Source organism: Marinilabilia sp., from assembly GCF_016278715.1.
Lineage (GTDB): Bacteria > Bacteroidota > Bacteroidia > Bacteroidales > Marinilabiliaceae > Marinilabilia.
The window spans coordinates 23,311-39,645 of sequence record NZ_JADQBH010000097.1 but is presented as its reverse complement, the minus strand read 5'-3'; the positions used below and the strand labels follow the sequence as shown (position 1 = coordinate 39,645).

Annotated in this window: 16 protein-coding genes; 3 read left to right on the top strand and 13 right to left on the bottom strand. The window is 41.7% G+C overall.

The annotated features are described in order from the left end of the window. The 9 genes from QZZ43_RS06110 to QZZ43_RS06070 form a co-directional block, all read right to left on the bottom strand. Positions 1-698, bottom strand: a 698-nt coding sequence (locus QZZ43_RS06110; protein WP_291857081.1) for a glycoside hydrolase family 3 N-terminal domain-containing protein, incomplete at its 3' end; no start/stop codon positions are given. Positions 699-880: 182 nt separating this feature from the next. Then, positions 881-3,094: a glycoside hydrolase family 3 C-terminal domain-containing protein gene (locus QZZ43_RS06105; RefSeq protein WP_291857079.1), complete on the bottom strand. Its 2,214-nt coding sequence runs from the start codon at positions 3,092-3,094 to the stop codon at positions 881-883. Positions 3,095-3,542: 448 nt separating this feature from the next. Then, entirely contained in the window at positions 3,543-3,902 is a 360-nt protein-coding gene (locus tag QZZ43_RS06100) for a DUF190 domain-containing protein (RefSeq protein ID WP_291857076.1), read from the bottom strand. Between the two features lies 1 nt (position 3,903). Continuing rightward, positions 3,904-4,281, bottom strand: a complete 378-nt coding sequence (gene crcB, locus QZZ43_RS06095) for a fluoride efflux transporter CrcB (RefSeq protein WP_291857075.1) — start codon at positions 4,279-4,281, stop codon at positions 3,904-3,906. 55 nt (positions 4,282-4,336) lie between these two features. Then, positions 4,337-6,184 carry a (Fe-S)-binding protein gene (locus tag QZZ43_RS06090; RefSeq protein WP_291857073.1) on the bottom strand — a complete coding sequence of 616 codons (1,848 nt, stop codon included), beginning with the start codon at positions 6,182-6,184 and terminating at the stop codon, positions 4,337-4,339. 5 nt (positions 6,185-6,189) lie between these two features. After that, positions 6,190-6,537 (bottom strand): 4Fe-4S dicluster domain-containing protein, encoded by a 348-nt coding sequence (locus QZZ43_RS06085; RefSeq protein ID WP_291857071.1) that lies wholly within the window; start codon positions 6,535-6,537, stop codon positions 6,190-6,192. 129 nt (positions 6,538-6,666) lie between these two features. Next, positions 6,667-7,707 (bottom strand): FAD-dependent oxidoreductase, encoded by a 1,041-nt coding sequence (locus tag QZZ43_RS06080; RefSeq protein ID WP_291857069.1) that lies wholly within the window; start codon positions 7,705-7,707, stop codon positions 6,667-6,669. A gap of 182 nt (positions 7,708-7,889) precedes the next feature. Continuing rightward, positions 7,890-8,924: a heterodisulfide reductase-related iron-sulfur binding cluster gene (locus QZZ43_RS06075; RefSeq protein ID WP_291857067.1), complete on the bottom strand. Its 1,035-nt coding sequence runs from the start codon at positions 8,922-8,924 to the stop codon at positions 7,890-7,892. A gap of 4 nt (positions 8,925-8,928) precedes the next feature. Beyond that, entirely contained in the window at positions 8,929-9,636 is a 708-nt protein-coding gene (locus QZZ43_RS06070) for a 4Fe-4S dicluster domain-containing protein (RefSeq protein WP_291857066.1), read from the bottom strand. 157 nt (positions 9,637-9,793) lie between these two features. On the opposite strand from QZZ43_RS06070, the gene QZZ43_RS06065 reads away from it, so the two are divergent. From QZZ43_RS06065 to QZZ43_RS06055, 3 genes are all read left to right on the top strand, one after another. Further along, positions 9,794-10,732 (top strand): ATP-binding protein, encoded by a 939-nt coding sequence (locus tag QZZ43_RS06065; protein ID WP_291857064.1) that lies wholly within the window; start codon positions 9,794-9,796, stop codon positions 10,730-10,732. Beyond that, entirely contained in the window at positions 10,729-11,361 is a 633-nt protein-coding gene (locus tag QZZ43_RS06060) for a response regulator transcription factor (RefSeq protein WP_291857063.1), read from the top strand. The genes QZZ43_RS06065 and QZZ43_RS06060 overlap by 4 nt, the downstream gene beginning before the upstream one ends. A 102-nt stretch (positions 11,362-11,463) precedes the next feature. Further along, entirely contained in the window at positions 11,464-12,486 is a 1,023-nt protein-coding gene (locus QZZ43_RS06055) for an inorganic phosphate transporter (protein ID WP_291857062.1), read from the top strand. Positions 12,487-12,569: 83 nt separating this feature from the next. Here QZZ43_RS06055 and arsB read toward each other — a convergent pair whose 3' ends face one another. The 4 genes from arsB to QZZ43_RS06035 form a co-directional block, all read right to left on the bottom strand. Beyond that, complete coding sequence (gene arsB, locus QZZ43_RS06050; protein ID WP_291857061.1) at positions 12,570-13,601, bottom strand: ACR3 family arsenite efflux transporter; 1,032 nt, start codon at positions 13,599-13,601, stop codon at positions 12,570-12,572. Between the two features lie 361 nt (positions 13,602-13,962). Beyond that, positions 13,963-14,751, bottom strand: coding sequence for an arsenite methyltransferase (arsM, locus tag QZZ43_RS06045; protein ID WP_291857059.1), 789 nt, complete (start codon positions 14,749-14,751; stop codon positions 13,963-13,965). Beyond that, positions 14,748-15,617: an arsenic resistance N-acetyltransferase ArsN2 gene (gene arsN2, locus QZZ43_RS06040; RefSeq protein WP_291857057.1), complete on the bottom strand. Its 870-nt coding sequence runs from the start codon at positions 15,615-15,617 to the stop codon at positions 14,748-14,750. Before arsN2 ends, arsM begins: the two co-directional genes overlap by 4 nt. Positions 15,618-15,788: 171 nt before the next feature. Then, on the bottom strand, positions 15,789-16,220 hold the full coding sequence (locus QZZ43_RS06035) for an arsenate reductase ArsC (RefSeq protein WP_367221308.1): 432 nt from the start codon (positions 16,218-16,220) through the stop codon (positions 15,789-15,791). Between the last annotated feature and the right edge of the window lie 115 nt (positions 16,221-16,335).

Below are 16,335 nucleotides of genomic sequence, written 5' to 3'. Positions count from 1 at the left end.
CAAACAGCAATATGCTCCTTACCGATTTCATTAGGGTTTTCACCCTGATGACCAATAACGGCCTCGTGAGCCATTTCGGCATTAACATAGGCATCTTCACCAAAATTCTCCCACATACGTGGCCAGCGGGCATCGCGTCCCAGGTCAACTGTTGGCGCAAAAGTCCAGGGCACACTACCGGCTTTAGTTTCGTAAGCTGTTATTTCTCCACCTCTGCGAACCAAAGAGCGATTAAAAGTAGCTCCCATATTCAAGGTCTGTGGAAACATTGTTCCATCCAGAATATAAGTAGATCCATGAATTTGGTCCAGCCCGTAGAGGGTAGGAATCCCCATCACTTCAATTGATTTTTCCTGAATTTTACTGATAATCTCATGCCACTTTTCCCGGGTTTGAGCGGTGGTTCCGGGAGTATTAAGAATAGACCCGACCTTGTAAATTCCAATCACGGTATCCAACATGGCCTCGCTAACCTGAAAATCTCCCTGATAAGCTGAGCCGGGAACGCCCAACACATCAATGGTCAATTGGGTCATTTGACCAATTTTTTCTTCGAGGGTCATTTCGCTTAGCAAAGCCTCTACTTTCTTCTCAATCTCTGCATTTTCAGCAATCGCAGGCTCCACACTCTTTTGAGCAGAAGTAGTGCATGCCTGCAAAATCATAACAGCAAATAATAAAATAAAAATTCGTTTCATGGTTTTATTAGTTATTTAGTTTTGTGCGCGTAAATATACACAATAGATCGTTAGATTTTCAGCAGCCAACAGTTAGATAAGTCTGATAAAATTAAACTCCGGACCTTTAACACGGACAAACATTCAGTGTTAAAGGGCTGACCCATAAATGCTAAAAACAACCAACTATTGACATAACAAATCTATTTTAAAGAAAACCTTATTTTGCTTTTCACATCAGCAGAAGAAGCACCAATAACAGCCTCAAAATCGCCTGGTTCTGCTACCCATACATGTTTCTCTGCATCGAAAAAGCTCAGTGCCGTTTTATCGATGGTGAAAGTAACAGTTTTTGTTTCTCCTGGTTGCAGCGATACCTTTTTAAAACCTTTCAGCTCTTTAACCGGCCTGGCAACAGATGCCTGCATATCATGAATATATAACTGCACGATTTCAGAACCTTCACGTTTTCCGGTGTTTTTCACCTCTACAGAAAATGTAATTTTACCATCAGGATTCAACTCCGTTTTGTTGGCCGTCACTTTTCCATACTTAAAAGTGGTATAGCTGAGACCATGACCAAAACTAAAGAGAGGCTCTATGTTTTCTCTTTCGTGCCATCTGTAACCCACAAAGATTCCCTCTGTGTAATGCACCTGACCGTCCTCTCCTGGAAATCCGCCAACTGAATGGGCCGAGTTATCGTTTAGTTTCACTGGAAAAGAAAAAGGCAGTTTTCCAGAAGGATTGGCATCACCAACCAACACTGAAGCCAATGCTGTTCCGGTTTCGGAGCCCAGGTACCATCCTTGGACAATGGCCGGGACTTCATCCACCCAGGGCATAGCTACTGCATTTCCGGAAATATTCACCACCACAAGGTTTGTATTAATTCCGGCGAGTTTGCGGATGAGTTTATCCTGATTGTAAGGCAGATCCATGCTCAACCGGTCAGCCCCTTCACTATCCTGGTGCTGACTTTTATTCAGGCCCCCAACAAATATCACATAATCTGCATCTTCAGCAACCTCTAAGGCCTCTTTCATCAACTCATCTGCCGACCGAACTTCAGTCAAATCCTGACCCGTAACCACCCCGTTATAGCTTCCGGTGGCGTCTCCAACATATCCACGGGCATAAACTACCTCAGCCTGAGTTCCCACTCTTTCCCTAAGTCCATCGAGTGGTGAGATTTCATATAATGCTTTAAGCGATGAACTACCACCGCCAACAGTCATCATTTTAATGGCATTTTCGCCAATAACTGCAATCTTTTCAGCCTTATCTATATCGATAGGAAGAACATCGTTCTCGTTTTTCAGCAACACAATGCCTTCTTCAGCAATTTTGCGTGCAGCACGAGAGTGCTCAGGACTCCCCAACGAACCCCAGGGCTTATTGCGATTCATTGCAGTTCGAAAATTAAGCCGCAAAACATTACGCACTTTCTGGTCAAGTTCCTCAGTACCCACCTCCCCGCTTTTGATTAATTTTCGATAAGGATTGGCCAGGTGATAACTATCGTATGTATTGGTAGCTCCCATGGTCAGTCCGTCAGTCCAGGTACCAAATTCCAGGTCGAGACCGTTTTTGATGGCTTCCATTGTATTATGAACACCGCCCCAATCGGACACTACTGCACCATCAAATCCCCATTCATTCCGCAGAATTTCAACCAGAAGGCGTTCGTTATGACACCCCTGTTGATTTTGGTAGCGGTTGTAGGAGCCCATAATAGCCCATGCATTACCTTCCTGAACAGCAGCCTTAAAAGCGGGAAGGTAAATTTCGTACAAAGCGCGGTCATCCACATTTACATTAATGGTATGGCGATCGGTTTCCTGATTATTCAGGGCGTAATGTTTCACACAGGCAGCCACTCCGTTTTCCTGTACTCCTTTGATGTAAGGCACCACCATTGTTGAGGCCAGATACGGGTCTTCGCCCATATACTCAAAGTTGCGGCCGTTCAAAGGAGACCGATAAATGTTGACGCCGGGGCCCAGCAAAACATCTTTCTCTCTGAAACGGGCTTCTTCTCCGATGGATTGCCCGTAAAGCAGAGACAAATCTTCATTCCAGGTAGATGCCAGGCAGGTAAGTGCCGGAAAAGCAATAACAGAGTCATTGGTCCATCCGGCTTGTTCCCATTCGTCCCAAAGCACCTCCGTACGAATGCCATGAGGTCCGTCTGTCATCCAAAGTTCCGGAATACCCAAGCGCGGCACTCCAGGAGAGCTAAATTTGGACTGCGCATGAATAATGGCAATTTTATCATCCAGCGTCATTTGCGAAATCGCATCTTCAACACGCTCTTCAACAGGCTTTGTGTCGTCAAGATAGACACCTTTCATTTCCTGACCGTTTGCAGCAAAGGCAAACAATGTCAGCAGTAGTACTAGCTTAATTGTTTTCATATTGGTTTTTGTTTGTGTGGTGGCAAGTTAAAAGGAAAAATGTCAAGATAGCTGCCGCTACCCAAAAAAGTAGTTAATCTGAAGAAAATGAGTTGTCATCAATCGACCTAAAAACACTTTAAACAACTCTATTTCAACAATTTCTATCAAATCAAAAAGTTCAAGTCAAACAAATAAAAAGTAAAAAACATACAGTTTCAAGAAGAGGTAATTTGGTCAGAATCCGGACGCTGGAGATTTTTGAACCGGAATTAGTCCAGTGTTAGTGAATTATTGCAACACTAAAAAAATAAGTGATTGCTTTCCCGAATGGTCGGGATTGGCAATGGCCCTCACATTTGTGAATTGGGATGTGAGTGTGAAACGAAGCAATCTATCTTTAAAATTTTTTTTTTCCTGCCAGTTGTGTAAATAAATATTTCAAAATCCAGGAGGTTTCTGGCTCCTATTATCCCTTCGAGGCTTTGCCTGACTTTTTAAGCAATAAGTTGGTTGTATCACATGTCACCAGGCAACCGTATGGCATATCTTCAAGCATTGATGAGATTGATGCATAAAAACCCTCTATCCGCTTATACTCATCGATAATCTCCACAACCACAGGCACTTTCTCCATAACCTCCCAAAACTTATAAGAATTAATTACTGAACTGGTGCCAAACCCCAAAACTCCTTTGGTAACGGTTGCCCCTGCCAAGCCGGCTTCCCGGGCCTTGAAAACGATGGATTCGTATAACGGCTGATGCCCCTCTTTATCAGTTGAACTGATGTAAATCCGAAGGACAGATACTTTTCTGTTTTTTTCCATTTCAGACAATTTTTATGATTGCACGACCTAAAAACACGGATAGAATACCAAGAAAAAAACTGAGACCGGAATAAGCTGCAAACCGGAACAACTCCCGGTTTTCCAGAAGTAACAATGCATCATTTGAAAATGAAGAGAAAGTAGTAAAACCACCACAAAGTCCAACGGTCAGAAAAAGACGCCATTCGGGCGACATCATTTGCCCTCTTTCCGAAAAGCCAAAGAATACCCCAATCAGCAAACTTCCAATAATATTGACCAGGAAAGTGCCCCACGGAAAAGTGGAAGCAAAAGAAATCTGAACATATCGTGAAGTCAGGAAACGGAAAACAGTACCAATAAAGCCACCAAGGCCGGCAATGAGCATTGCTTTTATCATTGTAATTGCAGTTAAAGGAAAACACAAAAGTAATAAAAACAAGGCAAATGGCATTTTATAAATTACAAGTCATATCAGGAGCAAATGCAAGAGCATCAACATCTTGTTCTGCCAAAGGATTTTCCACTTTTTGGGGTTTCTCCGCAAGGATAGCACCGGCAACCACTTCAACAACATCCAACACCTTCATTTTTCGTCCCGCGGCAAAAGTCTTTTTACACTTGGGGCAAGCGGTAACAAGCACATCAGGTGAATAACTTTCATAGGCTACCAGCGCCTGATTGCGCAATAATTTTCTCTCGTCTTCGGTGATTTTAATATTTCCCAAACTACCCCCGCAACAGTAAGCATACTCCTTTTCATCTTTCATGTGCACTACTTCACCCATTCGCCCCAACAGTCGCCGCGGTGCTTCGTACATTCCCATTCCGCGGCCCAACTCGCAAGGGTCGTGATAAACCATCCTTAAACCAATAGCATCGACCATCAGTCTCCCGGAAGCAATCAATGCGTCAATGTATTGCGCATGAAAAACAACTTCCACATCCGGCAACTTATAATCCTCCTTAAATACTTTATAACAAATAGGGCATGAAACCACCAAAGTATGAGCACCTGAGTCCAGAATCATCCTGCTGTTGTTTTCTATTAACTTCCTGGCAGCTTCATATTGTCCGGCGAGCATGAGGGGTCGTCCGCAACAAGGCGCTTTTACTTCATCCATAAACCAGACACCTTCTCCTACTGTGGCGAATATCTTTTTCATGGAGGAAATAACCCGGGGTGTGAGGTGAGTCATACAACCCGCAAAATACACCACATCAGCCTTCGTGGCGATTTCCTGAATCAGATAATCGTACGAGGAATTGTAATCACGAGTAGATTCAATGCGCTGAACGGTTCTCAATTCAATCGTTTCAATTCCCACCGGGCAATCTATTTGACATCTCCCACACATCTGGCAGTTAAATAGTTTCTCGTCGCTCAGGTTTTTATTCCGGATGTTTTTTAACAAATAAACCGACTGCGAATCATCAATACCGGCCACTGAAAGTTGACATTTGTCCAGACAAATACCACACCGCGAACAGGAAAACACCTGCACATCAGTATAAGAATCGTTTTGCTTCTTCAATCGGATGCCGGCATTACGCATAAAAATGAACACTACTTCGGTGGGGATGTGCATATAACGGCTGTTGGGCAGGGCTGCAAAAAAGAAGCCAAGCGATAGAGAATAGGCCACCCATAATGGGTAATACAGAATTGCAGGATTTCCGATAAAGTCAATCACAAACCCCACCCCTGAGGTCAAAAATCCACCATTGTGATAAACAGCGGCTGATGTGCTCTCTGCCAAAAGACGCAAGGGAAATATCAACCACAGGGACGTCAATGCAATCTTATCCCCCGATTTAAGACGAGTGGTTCGCCTAAGTCCAAACAATTTTTTTCTGAAGCGCTTAACTATTGCAAACATTAACCCCGACAACACAAAAAGCAACAGCAAATCCATAAAAAAAGCAAAAAAACCTGAAAGGTAAAAATCACCAGAACTTTCGTAATACCTAAAAAACACAGCCTTATGAAAGGGAACAAACATAGAATGCTCTGCCATCATGGTTTCCAAATGCCCCACCACAATAAGGAGAAACCAACCAAAGGCCAGACTCATGTGCATATAGCCCAAAACCGGATTTTTGCGAAATATCTTTCTATGGAGCAAAGCTTCCATAAAAGTCTCTTTTATCGACTGAAACAAGCGCCTGCCTGTAATCGACTTAAGAAGGCGAATCTTATCAAATTTAGAAAGACCGGCAATCCATTTAATACATCTGAAAATCAACACAATGAAAAGGTAAGCCATCCCAACAAGAAACGGTATGCTGATAATATTTTCCATTGGTTCTATAATGTTTTTTCTGATTCAAGTTGAGCAATTCGTTTTTTAATCAACAGCACAACATTGCGGATATTGATATCGCGCGGACAAACAAGCGTGCACTTTCCGCAAAACATACATTTCTGAATTTCGTCCGATAGGTCGTTTATACTGCCACGCCGGAGCGAGAGGCCTATTTTCCGTATATTAAAACTCGTCAGGTTACCGGCACTGCAAGTGGCAGTACAACCACCACAAGAAATACATGTCAGAAAAGACCGTTCTCTTTCGAGCACAAAAGTCAAAATCCGATCATCGAATTGTTCGAATTCAATTTGTCGTGATTTTGGCTTTAAAAAATCAAATTGACTCATAATAGACCGATAGATTTTTAGATATAAAATTTAAGCTAAATCGTATGCCGCTGACATTCTGCTTATTACCACAAACAACTCACAAGCTTTAAGCAATTATATCTCAGGCTATTACCAAAGTTTAACGAACTATTCCTCAACCTGAACGCTTCTAAATGATTTATCGACTAAAAATGCTGCCGACCTGGAACTTTCGAGGGTTTCATTCACCGACATGGGACAGATGCAACTTCCGGCCATAAAAATACCGGGCTGCGTACTGATATTCCGGGCGTAATGAATATTCTTAGATTTGAAAAACCGATTCTCATCAAGGTCCAAAGTATTATTCCGGCACAAGTCAGCATTTTGTTCACAGGCCTCCATACCTACCAGCAATATTACTATATCGGCATTCATCCTCAGTGGTCTTCCCTGAAGCGTATCTTCGGCTTTTAGCTGCAAACCTTTATCCTGTCTTTCAGAGATTTCCGACAAGCGTCCCCGAATAAACTGCACCTTATGATGTTTTTGAGCTTCCAGATAAAGTGAGTCATATTTTGAACCGTACAAACGCAAATCCATATAAAAATTGAATACTTCACAATCGGGCCACATCCTGGTAACTTCAATGGCCTGCTTAACACCTGTGATGCAACATACTTTTGAGCAATAGGTATTGCCAGATTTAGCATCTCTTGAGCCCACACAATGAATTATTGCCACCCGTCGGGGCTCTTTTCCGAGGAGAGTTGTCAGCTTCTTGCCCGATTTATGCACTTTTTCAAAATCGACTGATGTTATTACATTTTCAAAAACCCCGTATCCGTATTCTTCTTTCAGGGTTGCATCAAACAGATTATAACCGGTAGCCAGCAGCACTAGATCTGCATAGACTTTCAGACTGGAATTGTCGGATAACTCAAACCGTCCGTTTTCTTTTGTTATGGAAGAAATATCAGCATTACAAATCACACTAAGGTTTTTGTTTGCCGAAACCTGAACAGTATCCAAAATCTGTTGTGACGATGAAAAATCAGGAAAAAGTTTACTCCATTTGTTGAGCATCCCCCCCATCCTTTCCTGCTTTTCCAGAAGAGTCACCTTATAGCCAAGTCCCGCAAGTACAGATGCAGCTTCCTGTCCGGCGATGCCAGCGCCAATAATGGCAATATTTCTTTTTTCCGTCATTACAATAGAGGTTAGATTTTAGATGTTAGATAATCACAGAGCCTTGAAATTTAAAACTTTCGAAACACTAACCATTAATTAACAATACTTTGCTACCAAAAAAACAAGTCAACATTAATTAATGTATGTCAATAAACTAAGCGGAATGCAGCAAACGAAACTTTATGGGCACCCACTGACTATTAAGGCAAACATCCGGTAAACTCAGGTTGTCCCATAAACTTACCTCCGGCATCAAGATATTTTTCATCGGGATTGTAATCAAACCTCATTTTTTTAAGCAATGGTTCAACATCCACCTGATGCATTTGCAAACCGATGTCCCAGGGATTGTACCCAAGCACCAGGCCGGCCAGTTCCTCATAAGACAAAACAGGTATTCCGTTTTTATCACCACTGTATGTTTTACCCTCAATTTTGGCCAGGGCATACTGCCACTTATCCAGAAACATATTGCATCCGGGACAATTGGTAATTATCATATCCGGGCAATAAGGCTCCATACTTTCAAATTTTTTTTTCGAATTAGAGATGGAGTAACTTCTGTTGTTTTTCACCAGATAATGCCTGAATCCAAAACCGCAACAGTGACGACGCTCCGGATAATCTACTGACTGTCCGCCCCAGGCTTCCACAATGGCCGACAAAACAGTATTTTGTTCAGCCCCTCCAATCCCCTTTTCAGGAAATATCTTTGCATAATGACACCCGATATGATCAACAATTCGGAGCGGTTTACCAGTCTGTTTATTGATTAATTTGTATTGGGCAAGCTCAGCAATATCATGTCTGAACTTGTAAATAATATCACACGAATGAGAAATGTTTTCCGGAATTTCAAAGCGCCGTCCGGTGGCATTCTTTAGGTTTTTTCGGGCTTTGGCCTCCTCTTCCGGAAATTCTTTCCAGGTTTTCATCACTTCATTATAGCCTCCATAGGACGTAATACAAGAAACAGCTGCATTTTTCAATCCCTGCTCAGTCATAAGGGCAAATTGCCTGGCAACCATGGCCTGATAAGTCTCATAAGGCACTATATCAGAATGATAACCTATGCCAGTACAAGATATGTGGTTGGCATTGTCAATGATGTTTTTGCCAAGTTTATTTTTCAGAATATCGAGAAAAACCTTCTCTGCTCCGGGAAAAAAATTCTGACGGATGCAACTCCGCAAGTAAAAATAGTTGTCATCTGCAATTTCCTTTGTTACTGTCACCTGACTATTTTTCATCATTGTCCTCATTGAGTAAGAAATCTGTATATTTTTCCATATCAGGCTCTCCATCCGCATCGGTAAAACCTGATTCTTTGGCATAAGCCCGGCTAAACTTTACGATGGTAGAGAAAAAAGAATTACCACCACTTTCGGCGAAGATGCGTTCCAGCTCATTTAAATTCTCACGGTCAATTTTCCTCATAGCCCCGGGCCCTTCCTTGTCAAGATTAGCCCCCACACGCTCATAGACAGCTTCCTTGTTTTGATATATCCATCGCCAGACATCCCCTTGTTCGGGGTGAGTTTCAGGTACAACTGATGCCGGAAAAACGCAATATCCTGTTTCCAGAATGTTAGTGCCAATGGTTTTTAGAATAAGATATTGCTGACGTCCCAGACGACTTTTTACAAAAGCCCCGGTCTCTTGCGACACCCTGCGCAAGACACTAATTATCAACCCCGGGCAATTGTTTCGCGGACATCTGGGTTTACAGGACATACATTGACCACACATCCAAATGGTATCGCTTTCGATGAGTTTCCGGATTTTGGCCTCATTACCGGATTGCACAGTCACAACAATGCTTCTCGGATCGTATTCGAAGTACTCGGCGGCAGGACATACAGCAGTACAAATTCCACAGCTCATGCAGGCATGAAGTCCCTCTTTAAGACGGACATCTTCTCCGAGTCTTTGCATCAAAGTTCTCATAATGCAAAATTCACTCTTTCAAACCACCCCTGAAACCGTTTAAAAACATATATTGAGATACGTCTAAAGACGTAAAAAGAAGAAAATCACCGTATTTGCGTTCAATGCAATCGAAAAAAATCTTAATTTTCGAAACTCAAAAATTCAATATATTCCTATGATAATTCAGGTAGCACTTTTTTTATCAGTACTCCTCCAATTCGGGGCGTTTTTTAAAACATTAGGCCTGATAAAAAAAACCCGTTTCAATGTATCATGGATTACCATTTCCATCGCATTTTTTCTAATGGCCATCAGGCGCGGAAGTGAGCTGCTTAATTTCACAGGAATTAAAGACCCCGGCCGGATAGACTATTTCAACAGCTGGACCGCAGTTCTCATTTCACTCCTCATGTTCGTAGCCTCTTTTTACATCAGGCGGATTTTCAACCTACAGGAAGACATTGATAAAATGAGAAAACAAAACGAAGCCCGTGTACTCTCAGCCATCATTGACACAGAAGAAAAAGAACGGTCCCTGTTTGCCAGGGAGCTTCACGACGGTCTCGGCCCAATTCTTTCATCCATAAAAATGGCCTTTTCGGCAATCAACAAAAAAGAGATAAGTGATAAAAATAAAATGATTATTGAACGAACAGAAATATCCATAGACCATGCTGTAACTGCAGTAAGGGAAATATCCAACAACCTGAGCCCCCACTTGCTGGAAGCTTTCGGACTAAAAAAAGCACTTTTTTCTTTTTACAACTCCATAGCTATTTCTAAGAAACCCAAACTTGAACTTGAAAAATACTCCGTTCCAAAAGGACTTGCCAAAAACACTGAAGTCATTCTGTATCGGATTCTTTCAGAACTCATTAACAACACCCTCAAACATGCCGAAGCATCCAAGATTTCCATTAATATTTTTGAGCATTTCGGGCAACTGGAACTTCACTATAATGATGACGGTTGCGGCTTTGACCCTAAAGAGAACAGACGCAAAGGCAACGGACTGGCCAATATTAGCTCAAGGGTGAAATCGCTAGATGGAAAAGTAAATGTTTACAGCAAAAAAAACGATGGGTTTTATATGAAAATAAACATACCGTTATGACAGTATTTATAGTTGATGACCATCAATTGTTCCGCGAAGGTCTACGTTTTTTATTAACCGGTTGGGATTTTGTTTCCGACATTCAGGAAGCAGAAAGTGGAGAAGCCTTTTTGGAAATGAGCCGGGGTCAGAAGCCGGGAATTGTTCTTATGGACATTGAACTCTCGGGCATAAATGGCATAGAAACCACAGAGAAATGCTTAAAAGACTCCCCGGGCTGGAAGGTCATTGCCCTTTCTATGTTCGGAAATGAAAATTATTATTCCGGGATGATCGATGCCGGCGCCAGCGGATTTCTTTTGAAAAATTCAAAGCTTGATGATGTAAAAAAAGCAATCACAGAGGTGGCTGCCGGAAACAACTATTTTTCACCGGAGATTCTTTCCGGAATCATCCAAAACATAAATAAAAAGCAAAGTGCCCCGAAAAACAGCGAACTCACTGAACGGGAAATAGAGGTACTCTTTAATATCTGCAAGGGACTATCGAATCATGAAATAAGCGAATCACTCAACGTTAGTAAAAGAACAATTGACAAACACCGCGAAAACATTCTGCTCAAAACGCAATCATCCAACACCGCCCAGATGGTGGTTTATGCCATTAGGAACAACATCTTCGAAGTTTAAATGCTTACGCTAAAAGACGTAATTCCATTTACGTCTTTTAGCGGTTTTTCTCCTTCAGATTTTCTTTCACATTTGCTGTTTGTAATCCCAAAACGTATTATTATGCTGATTCCATTCCTCGTACCATTTGTCATCGCAATGTTTTTGGCCATTAACATGGGGGGCAGCGGTACCGCTCCGTCATTTTCAGCAGCTTATGGAACCAACCTGATAAAACAAAGAGCCATCCCCGGCCTGTTTGGCATCATGGTCTTCCTGGGGGCAATCATAGGTGGCAAAAACACCGCTTATACATTGGGTAAGGGTCTTTTGCAACCGGAGATGATGACTTTTACCATTGTATCAGTCATTCTGATATCAGTGGCCTTTGCGCTCCTCATTGCAAATTTATTCGGCATTCCCCAATCCACAAGTCAGGCCACTGTGCTGGCGGTAATCGCCCCGGCAGTATATTTCAACTCCCTGAATACAGACAAACTTCTTTACGATGTTTTACCAACCTGGTTTATAATGCCCATAATTGCATTTATGCTTTCCTTTCTAATAGGCAAATACATCTATAAACCTATAAGAAAAAAAGGATATACCATATCCAAAAAGCTTAACGACCATTTCATGTTTAAAGGAGGTATCATCGCCATGTCGATGTATGTGGCTTTCGCCATTGGCACGAACAACGTTGCTAACGCTGCCGGACCTATTGCCATGATGGCTGTTAACGAATTAAACATAAGCGACACCTACTTTCTTCAGGTACTGCTCCTCTCCACCCTCATTGTAGCTCCGAGTTTTGGAATTGGAAGCTCAATTTTTGGCAAAAAAATTCTTCAGAACACGGGGAAAGAGATTGTTCTCTTTGGAAGAGTGGAGGCTGTAATCATTGCTTTTATCTCCGCATCATTGCTTTTGACTGCTTCTATTGTAAAAGGCATACCAACATCTCTGGTTCAGCTGAATGTTGCGGCTATTATCGGAATAGGAGTAGCCAAACTCGGATTCAAAAATATTTTTCTTAAAACCGAAGTTAACCGGTTTTTTATAATGTGGGTGGTGGCACCTATGATTGCTTTTTTCACAGCCCTCATGCTTACCTGGGGGGCTGATACATGGGGCCTAATTGAATAAGTTAAGCCATTCAGGGAAAAACATTGTGCCGTCCGGAAACATTTTTATTGCATTGGAACAGACCATCCGCTCCTTCTGTGGTACTAATATTTCCATTTATTGGCCAATGCCACCAGCGATAACATCACCGGCACCTCAACCAGCACACCAACCACTGTAACCAGCGCTGCTGGAGATTGCAGCCCAAACAACGAAATAGCCACTGCAACCGCAAGTTCGAAAAAGTTGCTGGCACCAATCATGGCTGCCGGCGAACATACCGGATGGGGAAGCTTCATCTTTCTCCCGGCAAACCAGGTAATAAAAAAGATAAAATAGGTCTGAATGACCAATGGTATTGCGACCAATAAAATGATAAAAGGGTTACTCAATATGTTCTGCCCCTGAAAGGCAAAAAGCAATACCAGGGTAACCAGAAGCGCAACAATACTGACCGGCTTTAATTTGGGCAGAAATATATTTTTGAACCACTCTTTGCCATGACTTTTCAAAAGTATTTTTTGAGTGATAACTCCTGCCACCAATGGCACCACCACAAAAATCAAAACACTGGCAACAAGCGTATCATAAGGAATAGTAACATCGGTAATACCCAGCAAAAGGCCAACTATCGGAACAAAAGCAATCAAAATAATCAGATCGTTGATGGAAACCTGAACCAACGTGTAATTGGGGTCGCCATTGGTCAGATAAGACCAAACAAACACCATGGCCGTACATGGGGCTGCTCCAAGAATAATTGCTCCGGCAATGTATTCGCCGGCCATTTCAGGCTCTATCCATGCCTGATAAAGATTCGAGAAAAACAACCAGGCAAAAAAGGCCATGGTAAAGGGTTTGATAAGCCAGTTAACAACCAGTGTCAGCACGACTCCTTTGGGGCGTTTCCTGATTTTCTTAATACTTGAAAAATCAACCTGCAGCATCATGGGGTAAATCATCAACCAGATAAGAATGGCAACGGGAATGTTTACCTTTGCTATCTCCAGACTACTGATAACCTCAATGGAATCACCCGAAAAATGACCGATTCCTATTCCGCCCAGAATGCCGAGCGCAACCCAGATAGTAAGATACTTTTCAAAAAAACCTATTTTTCTTTTTTGTGTATTCATTGTGTAGAAGTTTTAACGCGGAGGCGCCAAGTTTAATTTCAATTTCATTATACTGACCCAGACCCAGAAAGAGGTTCCTAAAAAATTTATGAAGGTGCTCTCTAAAAAGTCACTGCAACTTTTGTATTGCGCGATTCTTTTTCTTTTATGTTGTTAAAAAAAGAGATTCTTCACTCCTTTCAGAATGACAAAAAACACCAAATTTATGACTTTTTGGACATCCCATTTTGTTGTCCACGAATTTTCCGAATTACTCGAATTTTAAAGCTGTAATACAGCTTTTGTTATACGACGTAACCGTTTATTGTCAAACATTGGGTCTATAAAATAATTCGTGGGCAAAAATATAATTGCGCAGCAATTACTTCTCAGCATACAATGTAATACTGAAAATTCCGCTACCCGATTGCTTAAACCTGTCCAATTCATCCGGGGTAATATGATTCAACAGCACTTTATCAGACAAGACTATCTCTTTCTCCTTCTGGATTTTGATGCGAGAAAACCCTTGCTCTTTTACAATGGCAATATATTCATCTTTGCAGATGGCCCCGGATACACAACCGGCATACATTTCGGCATCTTGTTTCAGTCCTTGAGGCAGATTACCAACAATCACCACATCCGAAATGGAAAAGTGTCCGCCATGCTTCAAAACTCTGAATATTTCTGAAAAGGCTTTTTGTTTGTCAGGTACCAGATTCAACACACAATTGCTGATAACCACATCGAAAGCAGCATCGGCAAACGGCATATTCTCAATATCTCCCAGGACAAATGCAATATTCTGGAAGCCTGTTTTCTTCAAGTTATCATTGGCCTTTTGAATCATCGCTTCCGTAAAATCCAGACCTGTAACTCTACCTTTATTTCCTGTTTGGGTGCAAGCCACAAAACAATCGTTGCCGGCTCCGCTTCCCAGGTCCAACACATGATCACCCTCTTTAATTTGAGCAAACTCGGTCGGAAGGCCACATCCCAATCCAAGGTCCGCATCCTTATTGTACCCCTTCTGACCGGAATAATCATCATTAAAAACAGTGTAATCGACCGAAGAGCAGCAACTATCAGTTCCACAACACGGTTTTTGCCCCTCTGCAATCTCACCGTATTTTTTCTGTACTATTAGTTTTAAATTTTCTGTATTCATGGCTGTTCAATTAAATTTTGTACAATTTCACTGGCAGTAAAAACAAAAACGGGACATGCTTTTTTAAACAGTCCTTTTTCAACAATTTCATTCCGCTCCTTATCAATACTCACATCTCCCTTCAACAGGCCACGACAATAAACAGAGTTATGGTGTTTTAAAAAAAGTTCGTCAAACTGTCGTATCTTTAAATTTGTATTTTCTTTAGCCTGCAAATCATCAACCTTTTCTCTGCCATACTTTAATCCTAAAATCATGTAAGCTGCCAGTACTGCTCCACAAACACTCCCTTTATTTCCAATTCCTGCACCCAAACTGGTAGTCATCTTTAATGCCAATTGTTCGGGAATCTGAAATCTACCGGCAAATACTGATAAAACAGACTGAGCGCAATTTAGTCCGGACTTGAAAGTTTCAACAGCTTTATCTGCATCCTTATTTCCCAAACTTAGCATCATACAAACAGCACTTTGAGGACACAATGATTTGAACTCTTCGGATTGCCGGACATCTCCCGGAACAGCTTGCCTCCAAATTTCTGACCATCCGAGTTTTTCAAAAAAACCACTTGCTGTTGTAGTCATCAGAAATAAAGCATTGATTCCTTCATTTCTGCAACTACACAATACCTCTTCATACAAAGACTTCCCAATTCCTTTACCCTGCAAATCTTTCCGGACCGAAAAGGAACGCAACAAGCCATATTTTCCATATTCCTCAATGGCACACACAGCAATGACCTCATCCGATTCCATTTTGAGTCGGAATTTATGCTTCTTAAAGTTCAGGTCTTCAAAGGGCAAATCATTCTCTTTCAGAAGAGCAATGACGCCATTTTGGTCTTTAGGTTTAAGGATAGTATTCATTTGTTTAAAAGTTTGTAATTGTCTAATTAAAAATCATTGGTGACCGTTTAAACGTTTGAGATGGCTTTCCCGAATGGTCGGGATTCGCAATGACGAGACATTGCAAAACTTTGGGGGATAGAGGGGCCTTTTTTTTGCAAATTTGAGAATACAAAGTCCCATGCCGGTTCATTAATTATCTTTTAAATTTTCCTGATAAAAATTATAGAAACTGTCTTTAATCTCGTCACGAACACGGATAAATTCGCTCCAGATAAAATCATCGGTTCCTGTTGCGTGTGAGGGGTCGTCAAAGCCCATGTGCAGGCGATGCTTCACCTTTCCCACAAAAGCAGGACAAGTCTCATTGGCACCACCACAAACAGTAATGACATAGTCCCATTCATCACCCAGATACTTATCCACAGGGTCTGAGGTATGGTGACTAATATCAATCCCGATTTCCTTCATGGCTTTCACAGCATTGGGATTGAGTTTTCCTGATGCTTCGGTTCCTGCTGAACAAACAAATAACTCCTTATCAAACGATTGTAGAAACCCATGAGCCATTTGACTGCGGCAACTATTGCCGGTACATAAAATAAGAATTTTCATTTTGTTAATCATTAGTTTTTAGAGGTTAAATGCTATATTTTGAGTTTTTTCATCAAGGTGACAATCTCCCCCTCACGGCCAATCAAGTTATTGAAATTGTAATTTAACCAAACTTATCTTCATA